The sequence below is a fragment of the Anaerostipes hadrus ATCC 29173 = JCM 17467 genome, from assembly GCF_030296915.1.
GTDB lineage: Bacteria > Bacillota > Clostridia > Lachnospirales > Lachnospiraceae > Anaerostipes > Anaerostipes hadrus.
This window is the reverse complement of sequence record NZ_AP028031.1, coordinates 613,786-636,489: the sequence shown is the minus strand read 5'-3', so window position 1 is coordinate 636,489 and position 22,704 is coordinate 613,786. Positions and strand designations below refer to the sequence as shown.

21 protein-coding genes are annotated in these 22,704 nt (G+C 38.8%); 3 read left to right on the top strand and 18 right to left on the bottom strand.

The genetic code is table 11. The annotated features are described in order from the left end of the window. Window positions 1-9: 9 nt before the first annotated feature. From QUE18_RS03010 to fsa, 11 genes are all read right to left on the bottom strand, one after another. The gene (locus QUE18_RS03010; protein WP_009203927.1) at window positions 10-729 is read right to left on the bottom strand and encodes a Stp1/IreP family PP2C-type Ser/Thr phosphatase; all 720 of its coding nucleotides are present in this window, start codon (window positions 727-729) and stop codon (window positions 10-12) included. An 11-nt stretch (window positions 730-740) separates the two neighbouring features. Then, complete coding sequence (rlmN, locus tag QUE18_RS03005) at window positions 741-1,772, bottom strand: dual-specificity RNA methyltransferase RlmN (RefSeq protein WP_009203928.1); 1,032 nt, start codon at window positions 1,770-1,772, stop codon at window positions 741-743. Between the two features lie 4 nt (window positions 1,773-1,776). After that, window positions 1,777-3,120 carry a 16S rRNA (cytosine(967)-C(5))-methyltransferase RsmB gene (gene rsmB, locus QUE18_RS03000; protein ID WP_009203929.1) on the bottom strand — a complete coding sequence of 448 codons (1,344 nt, stop codon included), beginning with the start codon at window positions 3,118-3,120 and terminating at the stop codon, window positions 1,777-1,779. Between the two features lie 4 nt (window positions 3,121-3,124). After that, a complete protein-coding gene (fmt, locus tag QUE18_RS02995; protein ID WP_008394265.1) occupies window positions 3,125-4,054 on the bottom strand; it encodes a methionyl-tRNA formyltransferase in 930 nt (309 codons plus the stop codon). A 1-nt stretch (window position 4,055) separates the two neighbouring features. Further along, window positions 4,056-4,535, bottom strand: a complete 480-nt coding sequence (gene def / locus QUE18_RS02990) for a peptide deformylase (RefSeq protein WP_008394264.1) — start codon at window positions 4,533-4,535, stop codon at window positions 4,056-4,058. Window positions 4,536-4,553: 18 nt separating this feature from the next. Continuing rightward, the gene (gene priA, locus QUE18_RS02985; protein ID WP_009203930.1) at window positions 4,554-6,779 is read right to left on the bottom strand and encodes a replication restart helicase PriA; all 2,226 of its coding nucleotides are present in this window, start codon (window positions 6,777-6,779) and stop codon (window positions 4,554-4,556) included. A gap of 3 nt (window positions 6,780-6,782) precedes the next feature. Further along, window positions 6,783-8,135 (bottom strand): phosphoglucosamine mutase, encoded by a 1,353-nt coding sequence (gene glmM, locus QUE18_RS02980; RefSeq protein WP_008394262.1) that lies wholly within the window; start codon window positions 8,133-8,135, stop codon window positions 6,783-6,785. A gap of 97 nt (window positions 8,136-8,232) precedes the next feature. Next, a complete protein-coding gene (locus tag QUE18_RS02975) occupies window positions 8,233-9,069 on the bottom strand; it encodes a DUF975 family protein (RefSeq protein WP_009203931.1) in 837 nt (278 codons plus the stop codon). Between the two features lie 127 nt (window positions 9,070-9,196). Beyond that, window positions 9,197-10,135, bottom strand: a complete 939-nt coding sequence (locus QUE18_RS02970; RefSeq protein ID WP_008394260.1) for a transketolase family protein — start codon at window positions 10,133-10,135, stop codon at window positions 9,197-9,199. Window position 10,136: 1 nt separating this feature from the next. Beyond that, entirely contained in the window at window positions 10,137-10,958 is an 822-nt protein-coding gene (locus tag QUE18_RS02965) for a transketolase (protein ID WP_008394259.1), read from the bottom strand. Between the two features lie 18 nt (window positions 10,959-10,976). After that, window positions 10,977-11,633 (bottom strand): fructose-6-phosphate aldolase, encoded by a 657-nt coding sequence (gene fsa / locus QUE18_RS02960; RefSeq protein WP_009203932.1) that lies wholly within the window; start codon window positions 11,631-11,633, stop codon window positions 10,977-10,979. Between the two features lie 356 nt (window positions 11,634-11,989). Here fsa and QUE18_RS02955 point away from each other — a divergent pair, with 356 nt between their 5' ends. Beyond that, window positions 11,990-13,072: a LacI family DNA-binding transcriptional regulator gene (locus tag QUE18_RS02955; RefSeq protein WP_009203933.1), complete on the top strand. Its 1,083-nt coding sequence runs from the start codon at window positions 11,990-11,992 to the stop codon at window positions 13,070-13,072. A gap of 165 nt (window positions 13,073-13,237) precedes the next feature. Here the strand turns inward: QUE18_RS02955 and QUE18_RS02950 are convergent, their stop codons facing one another. The 3 genes from QUE18_RS02950 to QUE18_RS02940 all read right to left on the bottom strand — a co-directional run bounded on the left by QUE18_RS02950 (window position 13,238) and on the right by QUE18_RS02940 (window position 15,751). Further along, window positions 13,238-13,573, bottom strand: coding sequence for a YveK family protein (locus tag QUE18_RS02950; RefSeq protein WP_009203934.1), 336 nt, complete (start codon window positions 13,571-13,573; stop codon window positions 13,238-13,240). Window positions 13,574-13,733: 160 nt separating this feature from the next. Then, entirely contained in the window at window positions 13,734-14,930 is a 1,197-nt protein-coding gene (locus tag QUE18_RS02945; RefSeq protein ID WP_009265266.1) for an NADP-dependent isocitrate dehydrogenase, read from the bottom strand. Between the two features lie 98 nt (window positions 14,931-15,028). After that, the gene (locus tag QUE18_RS02940) at window positions 15,029-15,751 is read right to left on the bottom strand and encodes a GntR family transcriptional regulator (RefSeq protein ID WP_009203937.1); all 723 of its coding nucleotides are present in this window, start codon (window positions 15,749-15,751) and stop codon (window positions 15,029-15,031) included. A 159-nt stretch (window positions 15,752-15,910) separates the two neighbouring features. Here QUE18_RS02940 and deoC point away from each other — a divergent pair, with 159 nt between their 5' ends. After that, complete coding sequence (gene deoC, locus QUE18_RS02935) at window positions 15,911-16,621, top strand: deoxyribose-phosphate aldolase (RefSeq protein ID WP_040344384.1); 711 nt, start codon at window positions 15,911-15,913, stop codon at window positions 16,619-16,621. A gap of 23 nt (window positions 16,622-16,644) precedes the next feature. Beyond that, on the top strand, window positions 16,645-17,220 hold the full coding sequence (locus QUE18_RS02930; protein ID WP_009203939.1) for a glucose-6-phosphate isomerase family protein: 576 nt from the start codon (window positions 16,645-16,647) through the stop codon (window positions 17,218-17,220). An 86-nt stretch (window positions 17,221-17,306) separates the two neighbouring features. Here QUE18_RS02930 and QUE18_RS02925 read toward each other — a convergent pair whose 3' ends face one another. From QUE18_RS02925 to QUE18_RS02910, 4 genes are all read right to left on the bottom strand, one after another. Continuing rightward, window positions 17,307-19,019 (bottom strand): [FeFe] hydrogenase, group A, encoded by a 1,713-nt coding sequence (locus tag QUE18_RS02925; protein ID WP_009203940.1) that lies wholly within the window; start codon window positions 19,017-19,019, stop codon window positions 17,307-17,309. Then, window positions 19,013-20,845: an NAD(P)-binding protein gene (locus QUE18_RS02920; protein WP_009203941.1), complete on the bottom strand. Its 1,833-nt coding sequence runs from the start codon at window positions 20,843-20,845 to the stop codon at window positions 19,013-19,015. Before QUE18_RS02920 ends, QUE18_RS02925 begins: the two co-directional genes overlap by 7 nt. A gap of 368 nt (window positions 20,846-21,213) precedes the next feature. Further along, complete coding sequence (locus QUE18_RS02915) at window positions 21,214-22,050, bottom strand: DegV family protein (protein WP_008394231.1); 837 nt, start codon at window positions 22,048-22,050, stop codon at window positions 21,214-21,216. Between the two features lie 124 nt (window positions 22,051-22,174). Beyond that, window positions 22,175-22,657, bottom strand: a complete 483-nt coding sequence (locus tag QUE18_RS02910; protein WP_015530723.1) for a DUF5721 family protein — start codon at window positions 22,655-22,657, stop codon at window positions 22,175-22,177. Window positions 22,658-22,704 lie beyond the last annotated feature (47 nt).

Here is a 22,704-nt window from a genome sequence, read left to right as displayed (position 1 = left end):
TCATTCACCTCATCTCTTTAAATCCACAATTACCAATGAAATATTGTCTTTTCCTCCGTACTCGTTCGCACGGGTGATCATCTGGTTGACCTTATTGGCAATCTGACTGTGCTCAAGAAGAAGTTCCTTCAATTCTTCGTCGGATATCATATTGGAAAGTCCATCACTGCACAAAAGCAAATATCCATCTTTGGCATCAAACTCAAAGAAATCTGGTGTCGCCATTACGGTACCTAGTGCTCTTGTGATGACATTCTTCTTTGGATGGAATCTTCCTTCCTCTCTTTCCATGATTCCTGCATGAATCAGTTCTTCCACATAAGAATGATCCACTGTAATCTGTGTTAATTCTTGATTTCCATAATATAATCTACTATCACCAATATTCATAACCGTTACTTTGCCATCAGAGATGGTTGCTGCAACGAATGTTGTTCCCATTCCCCTATATTCTTCATTACTCTGGCTTTCTGCGATCATTTCCTGATTCACAGATGCAATGGATGATTTCATTAATTCGATCGGATCGGTCTGTTTCGATTCCTCGATCAGCTGTACAAATCGTTCCACTGCAAAAGAGGAGGCATGCCCACCGGCACGGTGTCCTCCCATTCCATCTGCCACGATATAAAGATTTTTTAAGTTCCCAACAGGCTGGTCATGAAAGAAAATCCTATCCTGATTCTCTGTCCTTACCTTGCCTATATGTGAAGCCCCTACGGATCGCATATCGTTCTCCTTTACAATCTTGACTGCAGTTTTTTTCTTCTAAGCTGTCCACAGGCCGCATTGATATCTGCGCCCATTTCTCTTCTTATGGTAACATTTACACGATTTTTTTCAAGTATCTTTTTAAATTCCATAACGGATTTCGGCATAGATTGCTTAAAATCACGCTCTTTGATCGGATTAACTGGAATCAGGTTTACATGACATGGAAACCCTTTCAATCTGCCTGCTAATTCTTCTGCATGAACTGGCTGGTCATTAACCCCTGCCACAAGGCTGTATTCAAATGTCATCCTACGGTTTGTCTCTTTAAAATAATAATGACATGCATCTAGCAGCTCATCGATTGAATATTTCATTGCGATCGGCATCAGTCCTCTTCTCATCTCATCATTTGGTGAGTGAAGAGAAATGGCCAATGTGATCTGTAAATGTTTCTGAGCAAGTTCTTTGATCTTTGGCACGATCCCGCACGTTGAGATCGTAATATTTCTCTGACTGATATTTAATCCATCCTCTGATGTGATCAGTTCTAAAAATCTCAATACGTTATCATAATTATCCATCGGTTCCCCTGTTCCCATCATGACAACATTGGATACTCTTTCTTCTGTATCTCTTTGAATATAATAAATCTGTGAAAGCATTTCAGATGGCGTTAGATTACGATCTAATCCTCCAAGCGTAGATGCACAAAACTTACATCCCATACGGCACCCTGCCTGAGATGAAATACAAACAGAATTTCCATGTTTATACTTCATCAAAACACTTTCGATAATATTCCCATCATATAACTCAAATAAGTATTTTCTTGTACCATCGATTTTTGAAATAAAGCAGTCTACAGGTTTTACACCATAAATCTCCTGCGTCTGTTCGATCTTTTCTTTTAATTTTTTTGGTACATTATTCATCTCATCAAGAGACAGAGCAAGATGTTTGTGAAACCATTCATAAATCTGTTTTGCACGGAATTTCTTCTCACCAATGGATTCCATATATTCCTGCATCTCCTGAAGTGTCATTGATTTTAAATCCATAACTTTATTTTCTCCTTAATTTACCAATAAAGAATCCATCACATGGATGTATTCCTGGCAACAACTGAATAAATCCTTCTTGGGCAGTTTCAATCTTTAGATCCTTTGGCAGTTCTTTTGTAATATCAACTGCTTCAAAATCAAAGTGATCAAGAATCCATCGGAAATTTTCTTCATTCTCTGCTGGATTGATCGTGCAGGTACTATAGATCAATGTACCTCCATGCTTGACATATTGCACTGCATTTGCAAGAATCTCTCGCTGCAACTTCACAAGATCCTTCATGCCTTCTTCTGAAATGTGGTATTTAATATCATTTTTCTTTCCCATGATCCCAAGTCCTGAACATGGTACATCTGCGATCACAATATCCGCAGCTTCAATATGTTCTTCATCCAACACTCTCGCATCAAATACTTCGGATTCCATATTCGTAAATCCAACACGATCAATGTTATCTTCGATCAGATCTGTCTTATATTCCGTAAGATCCCTTGATAACACTCGCCCGCTTCCCTTCAGCTGATCTGCAACATATAAGGACTTACCACCTGGTGCACTGCAAAGATCCATCACAAACTGCTCTTTCTGGACACTGGCAAGTTTGGCACACAACATAGAACTTTCATCCTGTACATAACAACTTCCTTCACGAAATGCTTTCAAACGATACAAAAAATCATAATCTGAGATCTGCACTGCATTTTCGATCAAACTTCCATCTTCTACTGTAACGCCTTCTGCTTCCAGTTCTTTTCTGACAGCTTCTTTCCCACCCTTGGAGATCAGACAACATAATGTTGTTTTTCTCTCTTCCAGATAAGAAGCTATGATCTTCTCTACTGTTTCGTTATCATATGTCTTCTGAAAGAATTTTATGATCCATTCTGGAATAGAATAAGCAACTGATAAATATGTCTCAAGATTCTTCTCTCTTGATGGATATTGGATCTCATCTTTCTTCCTTGAAATATTACGAAGTACACCGTTCACAAAACCTGATAATCGAGAAAATCCTCGTTTCTTTGCAAGTTTCACTGCCTCATTACATGCAGCAGAATCTGGAACCTGATCCATATAAAGAATCTGATAGATTCCCATACGAAGCAATGCACGGATCAGTGGTTTACATTTTCTGATCTTCGTCTTTGAGAACTGATCTGCAACATAGTCGATCGTGATCTGACGCTCTAAAGTTCCTTCCACCAGTCTTGTAAAAAATGCGCGGTCTCTTTTTTCAGAAAACTGGTATTTTTCTAATACATTTGAAATTGCGATGTGTGATAATTCTTCTTTTTTATCTACTTTGATCAGTACATCCAATGCACATTCTCTCGGATTTTGCATCGTATCATTCTCCTAATTTTGTTCCGGCTTCTACTTGATATCCAAGTAAAAATGCCTGTACCTGCATACGTTTCTTTCCTGCCAGCTGAATCTCATGAAGTGCAAGATCATTGCTTCCTGTTGCTACGATGATTTCTTTTTTGTTGACTTCTACGATCGTTCCTGGTTCTTCTTTACTCTGTGCATCAAGCACATCTGCTTCCCAGACTTTCATTGTCTTTCCATCTAAGGATGTATAAGCACTTGGCCATGGATTCATTCCACGGATCAGACATTCGATTTCTCTTGCTGATTTTGTGAAATCAATCTGTCCCATATCTTTACTTAACATTTTTGCATAACAGCTTTCTTCATCATTTTGTTTTTCTCTGACGGCTGTTCCATCTTCTAATTTCTTTAATGTTTCTAATAATAAATCTGCTCCTAGTACCATCAATTTATCATGCAGAGAACCAGCTGTTTCTTTCTTATCTAAAACAACTTCTGCTTTATCGATCATATCTCCGGTATCTAATCCTTTTTCCATATACATGGTTGTGATTCCTGTCTTTTCTTCTCCATCAAGGACTGCCCATTGGATCGGTGCTGCTCCTCTGTATTTTGGAAGGAGTGATCCATGAACATTGATACATCCATACTTTGGAATATTTAAGATACTTTCTGGTAAGATCTGTCCATAAGCAACAACAACGATCACATCTGGGTTGAGGTTTTTTAACTCTTCAATGAATTCCTCATCTCTGGCTCTCTGTGGCTGATATACTGGGATATCATATTCCACTGCTTTTTCTTTGACTGGAGGAAACTGCATCTTCTTTCCTCTACCTCTTTGTTTATCCGGCTGTGTCACAACAGCAAGCACTTCATGGTGATCGATCAGTGCCTGCAGTGTTGGTACTGCGAACTCCGGTGTTCCCATAAATACTGCTTTCATCTTATTCTACCTCTTCCATCGTGACGTCTCTTGCTGGTTCTTCTGCTACATCTGGATATAAAATTCCATCCAAATGGTCTGTTTCATGGCAGAGCGCTCTTGCAAATAATCCAAATCCTTCTACTGTGATCGGATTCATATCTTCATCAAATGCTTCACAGATCACATGATCTGGACGTTTCACAACTGCTACTTTTCCTGGAAGGCTTAAACATCCTTCTTCTCCTACCTGCTCTCCTTCTTTCAGTGTGATCACTGGATTGACAAGAGTTACACATTCTCCCTCTTCTCCAGTATCAATGACTACGATTCTTTTTAAGATTCCAACCTGAGGTGCTGCAAGACCAACACCCATTGCTTCATACATTGTATCATACATATCTTCTACTAATGTATGCATTCTTGGTGTCATTTCTTTTACTTCTTTACATTTTTTTCTTAAAACATCGTCTCCTAATACTCGAATCTGTCGAATTGCCATAATTGTTCTCCCTTTCTTTTAATAACTATTCATTGGGTTAAAATCAAAATTGACCAGTAAATTTTTCCTGATCTTATTTAAATCGATCCACTGTTCCAGACGGTTCTTTGCTTTCACCAGTGTCTCGTAATCTTTATTCTTAATATATATCACTTTGCGGTATTGATCATTGATCTTGCCAAATCCTGCCTCGCTCGGCCCGATCACCATCAGATCCATATGTTTTACTACATTTGCCATCGCATCCATTACTTTATCAAGCCATGCTTTATCTTCTCCTGATGCAAATACGACCAACATCTGCCATTCTGGTGGATATCTCATCAAGCTTCGGTAGCTAATCTCTTCTTTGTAAAATGCGTGATAATCCTGTTTAGCTGCAGTCTGGATACTGTAATGTTCTGGGGAATATGTCTGGATCACTACTTCTCCTGGTTTGTCGCCTCTTCCTGCTCTTCCCGCAGCCTGTGTCAATAACTGGAATGTTCTTTCTCCTGCCCGGTAATCATTGGCATGCAGGGAAAGATCTGCTGCCAAAACTCCTACCAATGTTACATTCGCAAAATCATGTCCTTTGACGATCATCTGTGTTCCCACTAAAATATCTGCTTCTCCATCAGAAAATGCCGATAAGATCTGTTCATGACTATTTTTTCTCTTCGTCGTATCCATATCCATACGAAGCACTTTTGCTTGTGGAAATTCTTTGTATAATGCAGCTTCCACTTTCTGGGTTCCAAGACCGAATGTTCCAATATACGGACTTCCACACTCTGGACAAACCTTCAGCATCGGCTGTTCATATCCGCAATAATGGCAGCGCAGTCTTCCATCTCTGTGATATGTCATAGAAATATCACAATGAGGACATTCCATGACATGACCACAGCTTCTGCATGAAACGAATCCCGCATAACCACGCCGGTTTAAGAACAACATGATCTGTTCACCTTTATTCAAACGATCCTTTATCAGTTCTTTCAGTCTTCGGCTGAACATGCTGCGGTTTCCCGCTTTTAATTCTTCTCTTAGATCTTCAATATAGACTTGCGGTAACACTGCTTCTTTGGCTCGTTTTGTCAACTCCCACAGCCGATAAGTTCCATCCAGTGCATGTTTATAACTCTCAACTGATGGTGTCGCCGAACCTAAGATCACCGATGCACCTTCCATCTGTGCTTTCTTGATCGCAACTTCTCTTGCATGGTATTTGGGAGTTTGTTCACTCTTGTAACTGCCTTCATGTTCCTCATCGATCACAATCAGCCCAAGATTCAGAAATGGAACAAACAATGCAGAGCGTGGTCCAATAATCACATCCACGTCTCCCCTCTGTGCACGAAGCCACTGATCGTATCTCTCACCTTTGGATAATCGTGAATTCAGAATTGATACACGCTCTCCAAATCGTTTGGTAAACCTTGTAACCGTCTGATAAGTCAGTGCGATCTCTGGGATCAGGACGATTGCCTGTTTTCCTTGTTTGATCACTTCTTCGATCGCTGCGAGATAAACTTCTGTCTTCCCACTTCCTGTGATTCCATGTAAAAGATAGGTTTTGTGGTCTTCTCTTAAAAAATCTTCCCGAAATTCATCGATCAGTTCCTGTTGCTGTTCATTTAACATATGCGCTTCTGCTTTTGCTATACTGAACTCTCCAGGATTCCGGTAATAATATTCTGTCACAACATGAAGAATTCCTTCTTTTTCCATGCTGTCTACTGTACTTTTTGAAATCTTTAGATCTTTCGATGCCATTTCCCATGAGATCTTCCCATGGTCTAATAAAGCTGCAAGAAGTCTTGCTTTCGCCACATAATGCTTACTGAAATATTCATCAAGCATCGCTGGTCCATGCACTTTCTCAATGCATAGCTCAATGTATTTTCTCGCTTTTCGTGCAACTTTTTCCTGCACTGGAAGTACGGTTTTTAATGCCTGGATCATTGTTGATCCATAATTCTCTCTGATCCACGCAGCTAACTCGATCATATTTGACTCCACACCAACATGATCCGTCTCAATCCTTAAGATTTCTTTGACTTTACTCTCATCATAGTCAACTGTCCGTGAAAGGTTGACTACATATCCCGTCTGTTCCTTATTAGAACGTCCAAATGGGACAACGACTTGCTGTCCCACCCGAATATCCTTGATCATGGAAAAAGGCACCTTATAGGCAAACACCTTATCCAGTGCCTCATGTGAAATATTAATAATTATATCCGCATATAATTTTTCCATAGATTATTTGATTACGTGACCTTTCTCTCTTAAAACTTTGACCACTTTATCTACTTTCTCACGGCAGATCTCATGGCTTCTTGCCTCAACCATAACACGTACTAATGGTTCTGTTCCACTTTCACGTACAAGAATTCTTCCTTCATCTCCAAGTTCTGCTTCTACTTCCTTAACTGCTTTCTGTACGTCTTCATCTGCCTGTGCAACTGCTTTGTCATATACACGGACATTTTCAAGGATCTGTGGGAAGATCTCAACGGGTTCTGCTAACTGTGCAAGGCTTTGTTTCTGCTCGATCATTGCTTCCATGATCTTTAAGGATGTTAAAATACCATCTCCTGTTGTTGCAAACTTGCTGAAAATGATATGTCCAGACTGTTCTCCACCTAATGCGTGACCATTCTTCACCATATTCTCATTAACATATTTGTCTCCAACAGCAGTCTTCTCATAAGCAATTCCTGCTGCATCAAACGCTTTATATAATCCAAGATTGGACATTACAGTTGTAACAACTGTATTATTGTTCAAGTCTCCGTGTTTCTTCAGATACTGTCCACATACATAAAGGATCAGATCTCCATCGACAACCTGTCCATTCTCATCGACTGCGATACAACGGTCTGCATCTCCATCATATGCAAATCCAACATCTAAGTGGTTTTCTTTTACATATCCCTGTAAGATCTCGATATGTGTAGATCCACAGTTTGTATTGATATTTGTTCCATCTGGTTCATTATTGATCACATGTGTCTCTGCACCAAGTGCTTTAAATACATTCTCTGCGATTGCAAATGAGCTTCCGTTAGAGCAGTCTAATCCGACTTTGACACCTTTAAATGATCTTGTTGCTGTAGAGATCAGATATCCGATATAATGATTTCTTCCGGCTGCATAGTCTTTTGCTCGTCCAATCTCTTTCTTTGTTGCAAATGGGATTTCATGGATCTCCCCATCAATATATGCTTCGATCTCATTTTCAACTTCTGCTTCCATCTTATGCCCTTTGGCATTGATCAATTTGATCCCATTATCATAGTATGGATTGTGGCTTGCTGAGATCATGATCCCGCAGTCAAACTGTTCTGTTCTTACGACATAAGCCACACTTGGTGTCGTTGTTACATAAAGCATATATGCATCTGCTCCAGATGCTGTCAATCCTGCTACTAAAGCATTCTCAAACATATAGCTGCTTCTTCTTGTATCCTTACCGATGACGATCTTTGCTCTGCTGCTTGACTTCTGGTTAAAATACCATCCAATATAACGTCCAACTTTATATGCATGTTCTACAGTTAAATTTATATTTGCTTCTCCACGGAACCCATCTGTTCCAAAATATTTTCCCATCTTAATACTCCTTGCATCGTATCGTTTTTGTTTTTACCACCTGACATTATACCATGATTACGATCGTCTATCAAATATAGAATCCATGAAGTTTTTCTTAAATATCTGCTTCTTTTCTAAGCCCGATCAGTTCTTCTCTTGTTGCATTTCCTGTTTCCAATGCATTTTTCCTCATAACTTTATAAAATTCTGCCCATGTTGTATTCACATACGGATTCACATATAAAACTCCTACAATCCCAAATGTGATCGTTGATAACAGATTCCATCCGATAAATGACAGATCAAGTACGAATGCATTCCATTTTTCTCCATCCATCATATTTTTACTGATCTCAAACGCTCTCTTCCTTGATATCTGTGGGTTTTCCGCAAGAATATAAGGGATCATTTTATATTCATAACTTTTCACGATCCCTGGTATAATTAAACACAACGTCCACAGCACTGTATAAAGATCCCTGCAAAAGATCGTAGCAACATTTCTTAAGTATGCACCATTGAGGAATCCATCAACGATCAATGCGATTCTTGTCTTATGTTCGCTGTTCTCCTCATAAAAACGACAGCCTCCAACTTCAAACAGATTTCCTACAAAAATCTTAAACAACAAACCTACACTAAAGGCTGTTATGATCAAGATCAGAATAAATGACACATACATTCCATTATACATCGGACCTATCAGATTTTTATAGATCATATCACCTGCAACTCCAAAAAACGAAAACAATGTTTGTATCAAACTTGATGCCGCATCACCATTTCCTGCTGCTATATTACTTCCTTCCTGCAGGGAACCATTCCCTGCTGCATTACCAGTTCCTCCCGTTAATGCTGTCACTACAAGTGTTGCAAGCACAACGATCCAATAATTGCGATGCAGTGCTGCCTTTCCTCGTTCCTTCAATTCACTTCTTGTCCACATATTCATTCACCTCTCCTTTTTGTAAATTGTTTTGATCCTAAAATCATTTTCATCATAACACAAAAGCAGTACACCTGCTACAAAAACAAGTGTACTGCTTTTTATTCTTGGTTTATTATGCTTAAAAGAAAATCTATTTTACAAATTCTTTTACCTTGGCAGCGATACTGTCACCATCTAATCCGAATTCTTTGATCAGTTCTACTGCTGGTCCTGAATGTCCGAATACGTCATTCACACCGATCTTTAATACTGGTGTTGGAAGCTGTTCAGATAATACATCACATACAGCACTTCCTAATCCACCGATCACAGAATGTTCTTCTACTGTAACAACTTTACCAGTTGCTTTCGCTGCTTCTAATACAAGTTCTGTATCTAATGGTTTTACAGTTGCCATATTGATTACCTGAGCATTGATTCCTTCTGCTGCTAATTTCTCAGCTGCATCTAAGGATTCAGCAACACATAATCCATTAGCAATGATCGCTACGTCTGTTCCTTCTCTTAAGACTTTACCTTTTCCGATCTCGAATTTGTAATCTTCATCGTTGATCACTGGTACAGCCAGACGTCCGAATCTCATATAAACAGGTCCTTCCATCGCTGCTGCAGCTTTTACTGCTGCTTTTGCTTCAATATCATCAGATGGAACGATCACTGTCATTCCAGGGATTGTACGCATTAATGCAATATCTTCACAACACTGATGTGTAGCTCCATCTTCACCTACGGAAATACCACCATGAGTAGCTCCGATCTTAACATTTAAATGTGGATATCCAACAGAGTTTCTTACCTGCTCGAATGCACGTCCTGCTGCAAACATCGCAAAACTACTTGCAAATGGAGTCATTCCTGCTGCTGCAAGTCCAGCAGCGATACCGATCATATTACATTCTGCGATACCACAATCAATATGTCTTTCTGGAAAAGCTTTCTTAAACATTCCTGTTTTTGTTGCAGCGGCTAAGTCAGCATCTAAAACTACAACATTAGGGTTTTCCTGTCCTAATTCAACTAAAGCATTACCATAGCTTTCTCTTGTCGCAATCTTCTTTACTTCTGCCATCTTACTCGCCCACCTTTTCTAATTCTTCCAGTGCCTGTTTACATTGTTCATCATTTGGTGCAGAACCATGCCATGAAACCTGATTCTCCATAAAGGATACACCTTTACCTTTGATCGTCTTCATAATGATCGCTGTTGGTTTTCCTTTGCATTCTTTTGCCTGTTTGAACGCATCAGCGATCTGATCAAAGTCGTGACCATCAATTTCAACCACATTAAAGTTAAATGCTTCGAATTTAGCTCCGATCGGATATGGAGAGTTTACTTCATCAATTGGCCCATCAATCTGTAATCCGTTGTTATCAACGATAACTACTAAATTGTCAAGTTTTCTGGATCCTGCAAACATTGCAGCTTCCCATACCTGTCCTTCCTGGATCTCACCATCACCAAGAAGTGTATATGTACGATAGTCTTTATTCTGAAGTTTTGCAGCAAGTGCCATACCAACTGCGGCAGAGATTCCCTGTCCTAATGATCCACTAGACATATCTACGCCTGGAATCTTCTTCATATCAGGATGTCCCTGTAAGTAAGATCCTACATGTCTTAATGTTAACAGATCTTCTTTTGGGAAAAATCCTCTTTCTGCTAATGTTGAGTAATATCCAGGAGCTACATGTCCTTTAGATAATACGAAACGATCTCTGTTTTCATCTTTTGGATTCTTAGGATCAACGTTTAACTCAACGAAATATAAATATGTAAATACATCAGCTGCTGATAAAGATCCACCCGGATGTCCGGATTTGGCAGCATGTGTTGATTTAATGATACCTTTGCGAACCTCATTTGCTGTTTTCTTTAATTCTGCGGTTGTCATTGTATCTACCACCCTTTCTTATTCTCCGAATACTGCTTTGTAATCTGCCTGGAATTTAGCAATTCCCTGATCTGTTAATGGGTGTTTCATCATCTGTTCAAATACGTTGTAAGGTACTGTTGCAATGTCTGCTCCCATCTTAGCACATTCTGTTACGTGGATTGGGTTACGTACACTTGCACAAATGATCTGTGTATCGATATCTCCTGCTGCATCAAAGATCTCTCTGATGTCTGCAATTAAATCTAATCCGTTCTGAGAAATGTCATCCAGTCTTCCTAAGAATGGAGATACATATGTTGCTCCAGCTCTTGCTGCTAATAAAGCCTGATTTGGATTGAAGATCAATGTCAGATTTGTTTTGATCCCTTCAGAAGATAATACCTTTGTAGCTTTTAATCCTTCGATCGTTGTAGGAATCTTAACTACCATGTTTGGATGAATCTTAGCGATTTCTCTTCCTTCTTTGATCATTCCTTCTGCATCAGTTGTTGTAGCTTTTACTTCACCACTGATAGCTCCATCTACAATAGAAGTGATTTCTTTGATCACATCTTCAAACTGTCTTCCTGATTTAGCGATCAGTGAAGGGTTTGTTGTAACTCCACAGATAACTCCCATATCATTTGCTTTACGAATCTGATCTACATCTGCTGTATCCACGAAAAATCTCATAACTTACTTCCTCCTAAAACATTGTTTGTTGTTTTGTTCGTTGTTTTTTTATGGCTTTATTTAAACATGGATAAAATGTCTTGTCAAACTCGAAAAACTGTCAGATTTCAGCAATATTCATTGAATTTATTAATATTTTTCAACTTTATTAATAGTACATGGTTTTTCGTTTTTTTTCAAGATGCTTTCTTCAATTTCTTTCAATTAAAAAAAACTCGTTTTTCCTTGTTTTTCCGTAAAAAAATATGCTATGATAAATGTAGTTTTAATTAATAATTATTATTTTATTACTAATATTTCTGTTTTTTATTAATTGTTATTAATTAATTAAAATAATTTTGATTAAGGAGGATTTTATGGGTTTAAAGAAGAAAGTAACGACCAAAGACATCGCAGATTACGTCGGTCTTTCCCAGTCTGCAGTCTCCATGATCTTAAATAATAAGACTAATGTCTCTTTTTCAGACAGCACCAGACAGAAAGTTTTGGACGCTGCAAAAGAACTTGGCTATCAAAAAAAGAAAAAATCCATTGAGCAGACATCAAAGCCTTTATCGAAAGTCATTTTGATCATGTGTCCGTTCTTATCTAACCATTATTATACAACTCTGGTTCATTCGATCACAGAACGAGCACATGATTATGGATATCTTACCTTTGTTGCACCAACACTGCGAAACCCGAGCACCGAACAATATTATCTGGATCTTATGAAAAATGATCTGGATACTGCTGGAATCGTTTATCTGTATCCAACTTCTTTTCTTCCAGAAGTCAATGATATGTCAAAACAGATTCCGATCGTCAATATCGGGGATAAAAATGACGAGATCACTTTCGACTCGATCCATGTCAGCAGCTCCAAACCTGCCAGACTCGTCGCAGAACATTTGATCTCCCTTGGACACCGCAAGATCACTTATATATCAACACCGATCAGTGATATTGAACGTTCCAGATCAAAACGTTACGATGCACTTGTTGCAACCTTCAAAGAATACGGCTTTGGAGATGACTGCGTCAGTATTCGTTCCCTCTCACCCGGAGAGTATAATCTGCTGTCTCCAAATATGCTGGAATATTCTTCCGGATACAATCTGACAAAACAGATTCTCGAAGAGGGAACTGATTCTACCGCCTTCGTTGGGTACAATGATATGGTTGCATTTGGAATCCTAGATGCATTATATGAATTAAAATACAAAGTACCAAATGACTTCTCTGTCTGTGGTTTCGATAATATCCCAATGGCCGATATGAATCGTATTTCACTTACTACGGTGGAACATTCTATCGAAGCAAAAGGAAGAGAAGCCGTTGATATCATTGTACGCATCCGCGACTCAAAGACCAAGAACCAGCCTCGAAGCTTTGTTACAAAGTTGGAATTTGAACCATTTATCGTGAAACGAAAAAGCACTGGGAGGGCGAAGTTTTAAGTTGTATCACGAAAATGTATCGAGTATTCATAAAAACATAAAGAAAGATAGAGGTACGAAAAACGAATTCTATCATTTCGTACCTCTATCTTTCTTTATGTTTTTATGAATACCTGAAGACATTCTCGTATAAAATCAAAAATTTCCCGTTGGAAAGATTGCATGTTAAACATTATCGTTTTTAATTTTGGCAGTCACTTTCAACGTAAACAGGTTTGTATTCTCCATGACTTCTGCTTCGATCGTTCCAGGAACAGACTGAAGACCAAAATCCTGTGCCAATACTTCTTTAAATGCTCCACTTTTCAAAATATACGGAAAAGATTTTGCCATTTGGTTGGCTGTTGCATTCTCAATATATGTATTGGAATTCTCTGATGTAATACTGGAATTGATCGTAAATGTGGAAGATGCTACATAGTATGGGGAATAGGTAAGTCTCTTGTATCCACAGAACACTACACCACAAATCACAAGAATAATCAAAAATCTCCATTTCATTTGAATGATGCCTTTGATCAAGTCATCAAACAATCCAGCAATAATATTCTTTCATATTATGAACAATCTCTTTTGTATTCAAAATTTCAATCTGAAGTAAATTATCTACACAAGAAGAAACATTAAATACTTGACAGCCTTTCGTCATACGATTAAATTTTTACAAACGAGTAGCAATTGCCTTAATAAACTCTTCACTATTCACAGCATTCACATTCTCAAGAGTTGTAATAAGTGCCAAGTCTTTTGTCATTGTACCACTCTCGATCGTGTCTAATGTAGCTTTCTCAAGTTTATCTGCAAATGCCATTAATTCTTCATTACCATCTAATTCTCCACGTTTTCTTAACGCTCCTGTCCATGCGAAGATTGTTGCTACAGAGTTTGTAGATGTCTCTTCACCTTTCAGATGTTTATAATAATGACGCTGTACTGTTCCATGAGCTGCTTCGTATTCATAGTATCCGTGTGGTGATACTAATACAGATGTCATCATTGCTAATGATCCGAATGCAGATGAGATCATATCACTCATAACATCTCCGTCATAGTTCTTACATGCCCAGATAAATCCACCTTCTGATTTCATAACGCGGGCTACTGCATCATCGATCAGTGTGTAGAAATATTCAATTCCTGCTGCGTCAAATTTCTCTTTGTATTCTGCATCAAAGATTTCCTGGAAGATATCTTTGAATGTGTGATCGTATTTCTTAGAGATCGTGTCTTTTGTTGCAAACCACAGATCCTGTTTTGTGTCTAATGCATATGTAAAGCAGCTTCTTGCAAAGCTTGCAATAGATGCATCAATGTTATGCATTCCCTGGATCACTCCTGGTCCGTCAAAATCATGAATTGTTTCTCTGATCTCTGTTCCATCTTCTCCTGTGAATACTAATTCTGCTTTTCCTGCTCCTGGAACTTTGATTTCCACACCTTTGTATACATCACCATAGGCATGTCTTGCGATCGTGATCGGTTTCTTCCATTTGCTGACGGTTGGTTCGATTCCTTTGACTGTGATCGGTGCACGGAATACTGTTCCGTCTAAGATCGCACGGATTGTTCCATTTGGACTCTTCCACATCTCTTTTAAATCATATTCATCCATACGCGCTGCATTTGGAGTGATCGTTGCACATTTGACTGCAACTCCATATTTCTTTGTTGCTTCTGCGGAATCAAATGTAACCTGATCGTTTGTCTCGTTTCTGTGTTCTAACCCAAGGTCATAATATTCTGTTTTTAAATCAATAAATGGTAATAACAATTCATCTTTGATCATCTTCCAAAGAATTCTTGTCATCTCATCTCCATCCATCTCTACTAATGGAGTAGTCATCTGAATTTTGCTCATGGTCATTCCTCCTGCGTTGCTGTTTATTGTTTTATTCGCTGTTTTCAGCTTATTGTGCTTTATTATACAGAAAAAACTGATATTTGTAAATAAATGTATTAAGAATAATACACGTTATTTGAAAGTTGAAAAACAAAGCTATTCCGATCTCCCCGATATTTCGCAATTGAATATTCAATTGCTGTATGACTTTCATCATATCCTGTGGAATGAAAATAAAATAAAGGATCTCCATTTTTGACATCTAACAGATCCGCACATGTTTCATCTGCAAGGATCACATCCAGCTTTCTCTGTATAGATGTGATATCTCTTCCTTCCTTATGAAATGTCTGATATAAACTCTCCTTTTCAAAATCAACTTCTGACAAATGTTCAAACAGTCTGCATGGCACATACGTTGTAACCAGAACATTAGGCTGATCATCAACGTATCTCAATCTGACCAGTTTATAAACTTTTTCTGTTTCTTTGAGATTCAATTTCTGGCGAACTTCTTCTTCTGCCTTTTCTTGTTTGAATGTCAGAACTTTTGTCGATGGAGTCAGTCCTTTTTCTTTTACTTCTTTATCAAATGTCTGAATCACCTGTGCAAATTCCTGCCGGATCGTTGGATCACATACGATCGTCCCTCGTTTTTTACGTTTTTCTAAATATCCCTCATCCACTAAAATTTGTACCGCCTTACGGATCGTCGGCCGGCTGACGTTGTAGATCTCAGCTAATTCATATTCATTTGGTATGATACTTCCTTGCTGGTAAACTCCACTTAAGATCTTATCTAATAAATCTTTTTTTATATCTAAATAAAATGCTCCCATTTTATACTCTCTTTCTTTTTTCTTTCACTTTATCGGATTTTTTATTTTATGTCAATTTATTTTCTTTTATTTCATTTACATAATATTGACATAATGATTACATAATGTTATACTTTAATTAACATGAAGCAAACATATCAGCAAAAACAGGAGGTTTTTATGAAATCATATACATTAGATGATCTTGCAAGAATGATCGATCACACAAATTTACATACGGATGCTTCTCCTAAAGACATGGAGGTCTTATGTAATGAGGCGAAAGAACATCATTTTGCCATGGTAGCGATCAATCAGGTGCAGTCTGGATTATGTGCAAAGTTACTGGAAGGAACGGATATTCATACAGGAGCTGCTATCTCTTTCCCATTAGGTCAGACAACAATTGCTTCTAAAGTCTTTGATACAAAAGATGCCATTGCAAATGGTGCAAATGAGATTGATTATGTTGTAAATCAGACAGAGATCAAAGCTTCTAACTGGGATTATATCAAGGATGAGATGTCACAGATCGTTGCTGCCTGCCATGAAAAAGATGTTACTTGTAAAGTCATTTTTGAAAACTGTTATCTTAATGATGAGGAGAAGATCAAGCTTTGTGAAATCGCCAAAGAGGTGAAACCTGATTTTATCAAAACATCCACTGGTTTCGGTACTGGCGGTGCTACTTTTGATGATGTGAAATTAATGAAAGAGCATGTTGGAGATGCGGTAAAGGTAAAAGCTGCTGGTGGAATCCGTGATGCCAAGACATTTATGAAAATGATAGAGTGCGGTGCCCAACGTATCGGAACAAGTGCTGGTATCTCGATCATCAAGGAATTCGAAGCTATGATGAAAGAACAAGGCGTTTCCACACTTGAGATCTAGGGCAATTTTTTAGGAGGTATTTTATGAATCAGTTTAACTGGGATCAGGCTTTTACTTTGGATTTTAATCTAAATAACGGACTTTCCAAGCACGCAGATACTACAAAGCGTTATCTTTCCCAGATGAAAAATATGTATCAGGATCAAGAAGCTGTTGAAGAAATTCTTAAACACGAAGACCCTTTGATCTATGAGTTTTATGAACTTGGATGCCCAGAGCGTGCTGGTGATCTTGCATTCGGCACAACGATGATCCATCCTGGGAAGATTGGAAATGAATATTATATGACGAAAGGACATTTTCATCAGATCGTAGACACTGCCGAAGTTTATTATACATTAAAAGGCGAAGGGTATATGATGCTTGAAAGCCTTGACGGTGATTGGCGGGTTGAACGGATGGAGAAAGGAAAAGCATTGTATGTTCCCCGCGGATATGCTCACCGCACCATTAATACTGGAGATGAAGTCCTGACTGCTTTTTATGTATTTGATGCAGATGCAGGACATGATTATGGAACGATCGAAACCAAAGGATACCGCCATATTGTTTGTGAGATCAATGACGAAGTAACTGTACTTGACAATCCAAGATGGTAATGTGATTTAAAAAGAGAGAAACTCCAGACATTTAGAATTTGTATCTTCTAAATGTCTGGAGTTTCTTTATTAAAAGGTATTAACAGCTATTTTTGCACATGCAGTAACTGATGTGCTTTATGACTTCCCGGTGATCCAAAGTATTCATCATACAGATGTTTGATATCTGGATTCTCGTGTGAAAATCTCAAATGGGCTGTCTTATCCAGGAAGTACAGGTTGGATCCACGGTCAGACGCCAGTTCTTTTCCTTCATGGATCGGCTGTCCGCCTCCACCTACACATCCGCCTGGACAGGCCATGACTTCTACAAAATGATAGTGTACTTCTCTCTTCTGGATCGCTTCCATCAGATTCCTTGTATTCTGAAGTCCACTCACAACTGCGATATCTATCGTATTGCCAGCAATTTCAAATTTGGCTTCTGTCCATCCGTTTTTGTTCACTCCACGGATCTGTTTAAATGCATCTACTTCTGGATTCTTTCCTGTGATCAGGTAATACGCAGAACGCAGCGCCGCTTCCATAACTCCGCCAGTTGCTCCAAAGATCACTCCTGCTCCGGTTCCCTCAGTAAACGGAGTATCAAAGGCTGCATCTTTTAATGTCTTTGGATCAATATGGTCAGCACGGATCAGACGGTCCAATTCTCTTGTTGTTAACACACAGTCAACTCCATGTCCTGCAAACTCACCATGGAATAATGGTTTCTCTCTTTCATCTTTCTTCGCAACACATGGCATAATGGATAATGCAAAAATGCGGTCTGGGTCGATGTTCATCTTCTTTGCAAACGCAGTCTTCATCACTGCCCCAAACATCTCCTGTGGAGATTTGGCGGAAGATAATCTGTTTACCATCTGTGGATACTGAGATTTGATGAAACGTACCCATCCTGGACAACAGGATGTAAACATTGGATACATATCAAGATCTCCATTTGTAAATCTCTCGACAAATTCCGTTCCTTCTTCCATGATCGTAAGATCTGCTGAAAATGTTGTATCAAATACATAATCTACACCGATCCTTCGAAGTGCATCTACGATCTTCTCAACTGTTGCTTCTTCTCTTGATAATCCAAGACTTTCTCCCCATGCAGCACGAACTGCTGGTGCAATCTGTGCTACCACGATCGTATCTTTATCTTCTAATGCACGATATAATTTGTCTGTATCATCTCGTTCACGTAATGCTCCTGTTGGACAATGTGTGATACACTGTCCACATAATGCACAATCTGCTGTTTTGATATCTCTGTTTTCTGAAACTCCAATTGTTGTTCTTGCTCCAGTTCCAGATACATCCCAGATATGCATTCCCTGAATCTTGTCGCATACTTGTATACAACGCATACATTTGACACATTTGCTTGCATCACGTACCAATGGATATCTTGTATCCCATTCTTCGATACAGATCTCCTTCTTATAAGGGCTGTCTACAATATTCAGATCATTAGCAACCGTCTGAAGTGTACAATTTCCGCTTCTTACACAAGTTGCACATTGTGCATCGTGCTGGGAAAGGATCATCTCTACCGTATGTTTTCGGTTTCTGCGTACTTTCGGACTGTTGGTATAGATCGTCATTCCTTCTTCTACCACGTTATTACAGGATGTTACCAGATGATCCTGTCCTTCAATTTCTACAACGCAGACTCTGCACGCTCCAATCTCATTGATATCTTTTAAATAACAAAGCTTTGGAATCGGTATATGAATGGAGGCTGCTGCTTCCATGATCGTTGTTCCAGAAGGTACAGCGATCGTGTGGTTATCTATTGTAATATTTACCATTTTGTATCCCTACCTCCTTTGAAAATACCATAACCAAAGTGGTCACAGCGAAGACATCTTCCTGCCTCCTGGCATGCTTCTTTCTCTGTCATACAGTTTTCGACTCCTTCAAAGTCTTTAACTCTCTCTCCAGCTTCTCTCTCTGTAAGATTAACTCTTCCACATGCTGGTTTATCTTCTAACTTAGGTTCTGGAATCTCAACATCTGCTGTAATTTCATGATGATATCCCAGATATTCATCGATATTGGCTGCGATAACTTTACCTGCTGCGATTGCTGAAATAACTGTGGATGGACCTGTCGCACAGTCTCCACCTGCAAATACTCCTGGCATCTCTTCGAATCCACCAAATTTCTCTACGTTGATCTTTCCTCTCTGTACGGGAACTCCTGCTTCTTCGAAGTGCTGATATTCGATATCCTGACCGATTGCTACAATCAGTGTCTGACATGGGATAAATACGTCATCTTCCCCTGTTGGCTTTACAGATGCTCTTCCACCTTTGATATTACTGATCATCTGTGGTGTTACCCATATACCTTTGACATTGCCTTCTTCGTCTTTCTCGATTCTTGAAGGTGCCATCAATGTCTTGATCTCAACACCTTCTGCTTCTGCTCCTGAAATCTCATCTGGAAGTGCTGTCATATCGGCAACTCTTCTTCGATATACGATGCTGACTTTCTTCGCACCAAATCTTACAGATGTACGAACTGCATCCATGGAAACATTTCCACCACCGATCACGGCAACTTCTTTTCCTTCCAGGCTTTCCTGTGTTCCATATCCGACATTTCTTAAGAACTGTACCGCTGAAATAACGCCTTTGGCATCTTCGCCTTCTAATCCTAACTTCTTATCTGTGCTTGCACCGATCGTGATCAGTACAGCATCATATTTTTCTTTTAAATCCACAATGGAATAATCTTTGCCGATAGCTTTTCCACAATCTACTTTGACTCCTGTGTCTAAGATTGCCTGAATATCATCATCTAAGCGTTCTTTTGGCAGTCTGTAGTTTGGAATTCCATAACGTAACATTCCTCCAAGTTTTGGAAGCATCTCATATACGGTTACCTGATGCCCCATCAATTGTAAGAAATATGCTGCACTTAATCCACCTGGTCCACCACCTACAACGGCAATATTCTTCCCTGTAGATTCTGCACATTCTGGCGGTGCAACGTATCCTGCTGCATCTGCTGCCATACGTTTTAATCCACGGATATTCACCGCATCATCGATCATATTTCTACGGCATAATGCTTCACATGGATGCTCGCAGATAAATCCACATGTTGTTGGAAATGGATTATCTTTTCTGATCAGACGGATCGCATCCTCATATCTTCCTTCACGCACCAACGCAATATATCCCGGAATATCCACTCTCGCAGGACATCTGGATACACATGGCACTGGCTGTTTTAACGTACTTAAGCATCGATGATACATGATATGTTCTACATAATCATCTTTAAATCCAATGGCTCCTTTGTATACCATATTGGCTGCCTCATAGCCAATCGCACAATCTGCAGATTCCATAATGGATTTTGCTGTTTCATGTATCTCTGTTAAAGTTCGGATCGTTGCTTTGCCATCTAAAACATCAGTGATCAGATTCTTTAACTGTCCAAGTCCTACACGACATGGAACACACTTTCCACAGCTCTGTGCATGACAGATCTCCAAAAATGCTCTGGACATATCAACCGGACATAACCCTGGCGGGCTTGACTCGATTCTTCGTTCCAAATCCTTATAAAGACCTTCCACAACCAGCTGTGCCTGGTTCGGAGACCTTAATTCCAAACGACTCATGACTCATCCTCCTTAATTCCTCTATATCAGTATATTGACTCTCATTATACGCACATTTTTCGACAAATTCAAGTGTTTTTTTGTGCAATTTGTACGTTAATTTTGTAACAATCCAGCTCATTTTTGTGCATAATCACGTTAATTTTGTAACAATTTTAAGTTGTAGTTAGCCAACTATAGATTTTGAATATATGATAAAAAATAAATAAACGATCGGGAGAGCAAAATTCTAATGCTGCTCTCCCGATCGTTTATTTATTTTTTATCATATATCAGAAGTCTATCGTGTAGACAATTATAAACTTGGAAAATTTAAGTGGATGTTTATTTCTATCACTTATATACACGTCTATTCAAGTAACCAGAATCTAATATGATACAATGATTCCTCCATCGCATGCATACAAACTGCTGACTCCTTTAGTATCTACAATATCAACGTCTTCTGCGTGTAAGTGCTTCTTGATCAATTCTTTCACGTAAACAGCTCTCTCGTAGCAATTGCAGTGTGAAATGACAAATTGTCTTCTTGTGAGATCTCTTCCTTCGCTTCCCATGTGTTCTACCATCTTCGCGAGTGCTTTCTTCATTCCTCTTGCCTGGGCTGCTTTCTGGATCACGCCGTCTCTTGTACCGATCATGACTGGTTTGATATTTAATGCACCGGCGATCGTTGCAGATAGTCTTGATAATCTTCCGTTCTTTCTTAGTACTTCTAGTGTCTCCAAAACAAAATATGTTCTAAGACTCGTTGTATACTCTTCAATCTTATCAACCACTTCTTCAAATGGCATTCCCTGACTTGCATATTCGTTGAGCTTACGTGCGATCAGAACCTGAGTCGTAGCGGCTCCTCTGGAATTCACTACATGAATATTCTTTGTTCCGTTCTCTTCTTCATATAGATTCTTTCCTAAAACTGCACTGTTGTATGATCCACTTAATTCTGCAGATAATGTTACCACATATATATCATCTGCCTTGGAATATGCTTCCATATAACTCTCTGGTGCAGGGCATGCTGACTTCACAGACTCTTTACTTGCTGCAACCTTTGCTAAGAAATCTGCCTGATCAAATGTTTCATCATCTATGATTTCTTCTCCATCCACTAATAATGTCAGGGGTACTAAAGTATAACATCCTTTTTTTAAATCTTCTTCTGTCAAATCCGTACAGCTGTCACAAACAATATGAAAACTCATATTCGTATCTCCTTTTTACAACTTTCTTATCTGGTATTCATTACTACTTATTCTAACATATATCTACGCAAAAAGAAACATGCAAACAAAGTTTCTTTTAAGTTCCCGAAGTTTGTGAAAAATTTTACAGGTACTTTGTTAAAAATCTTTCTTTCACTTCCTGATCCCACGCTTCTTCCAAAGTCTTATCCAGTACAAATGTCTTTCTGGACACTCCTGATGTACACTTTAATCCCTGTCGGTCGTATAAAATGTTGATAAATAATCCTGCTATTTCATCTTCTCGGACTGCAAGATTATATTTGGCAAGAAACTCTGGAGAAAGATCTGGTTTTAACATCATCACAAATTGAAAAGACAGCGGTGTCTTCTTCCCTTTTACGAGAGAAAATATTTTTTCTTTCTCTTCTTCCCACGTTACATATGGATATTGTTTCATCTCTTTCCATTCTTCTGTATCATAAAATTCTTTTAAGATCTTTCCATCAAATTCATACGAAATGTTCATGGACAGTTTTCCTTCGCTCATCAAGAAATCATCAAAAAGATTTCCTCCTAAAAAACCTGCCATAAACTTCTTAATATTTTCAATTTCGATCATAACCATAGGCATATTCTCCTGACTAAAAAATGGAACCCTGCCTACTCACAGGG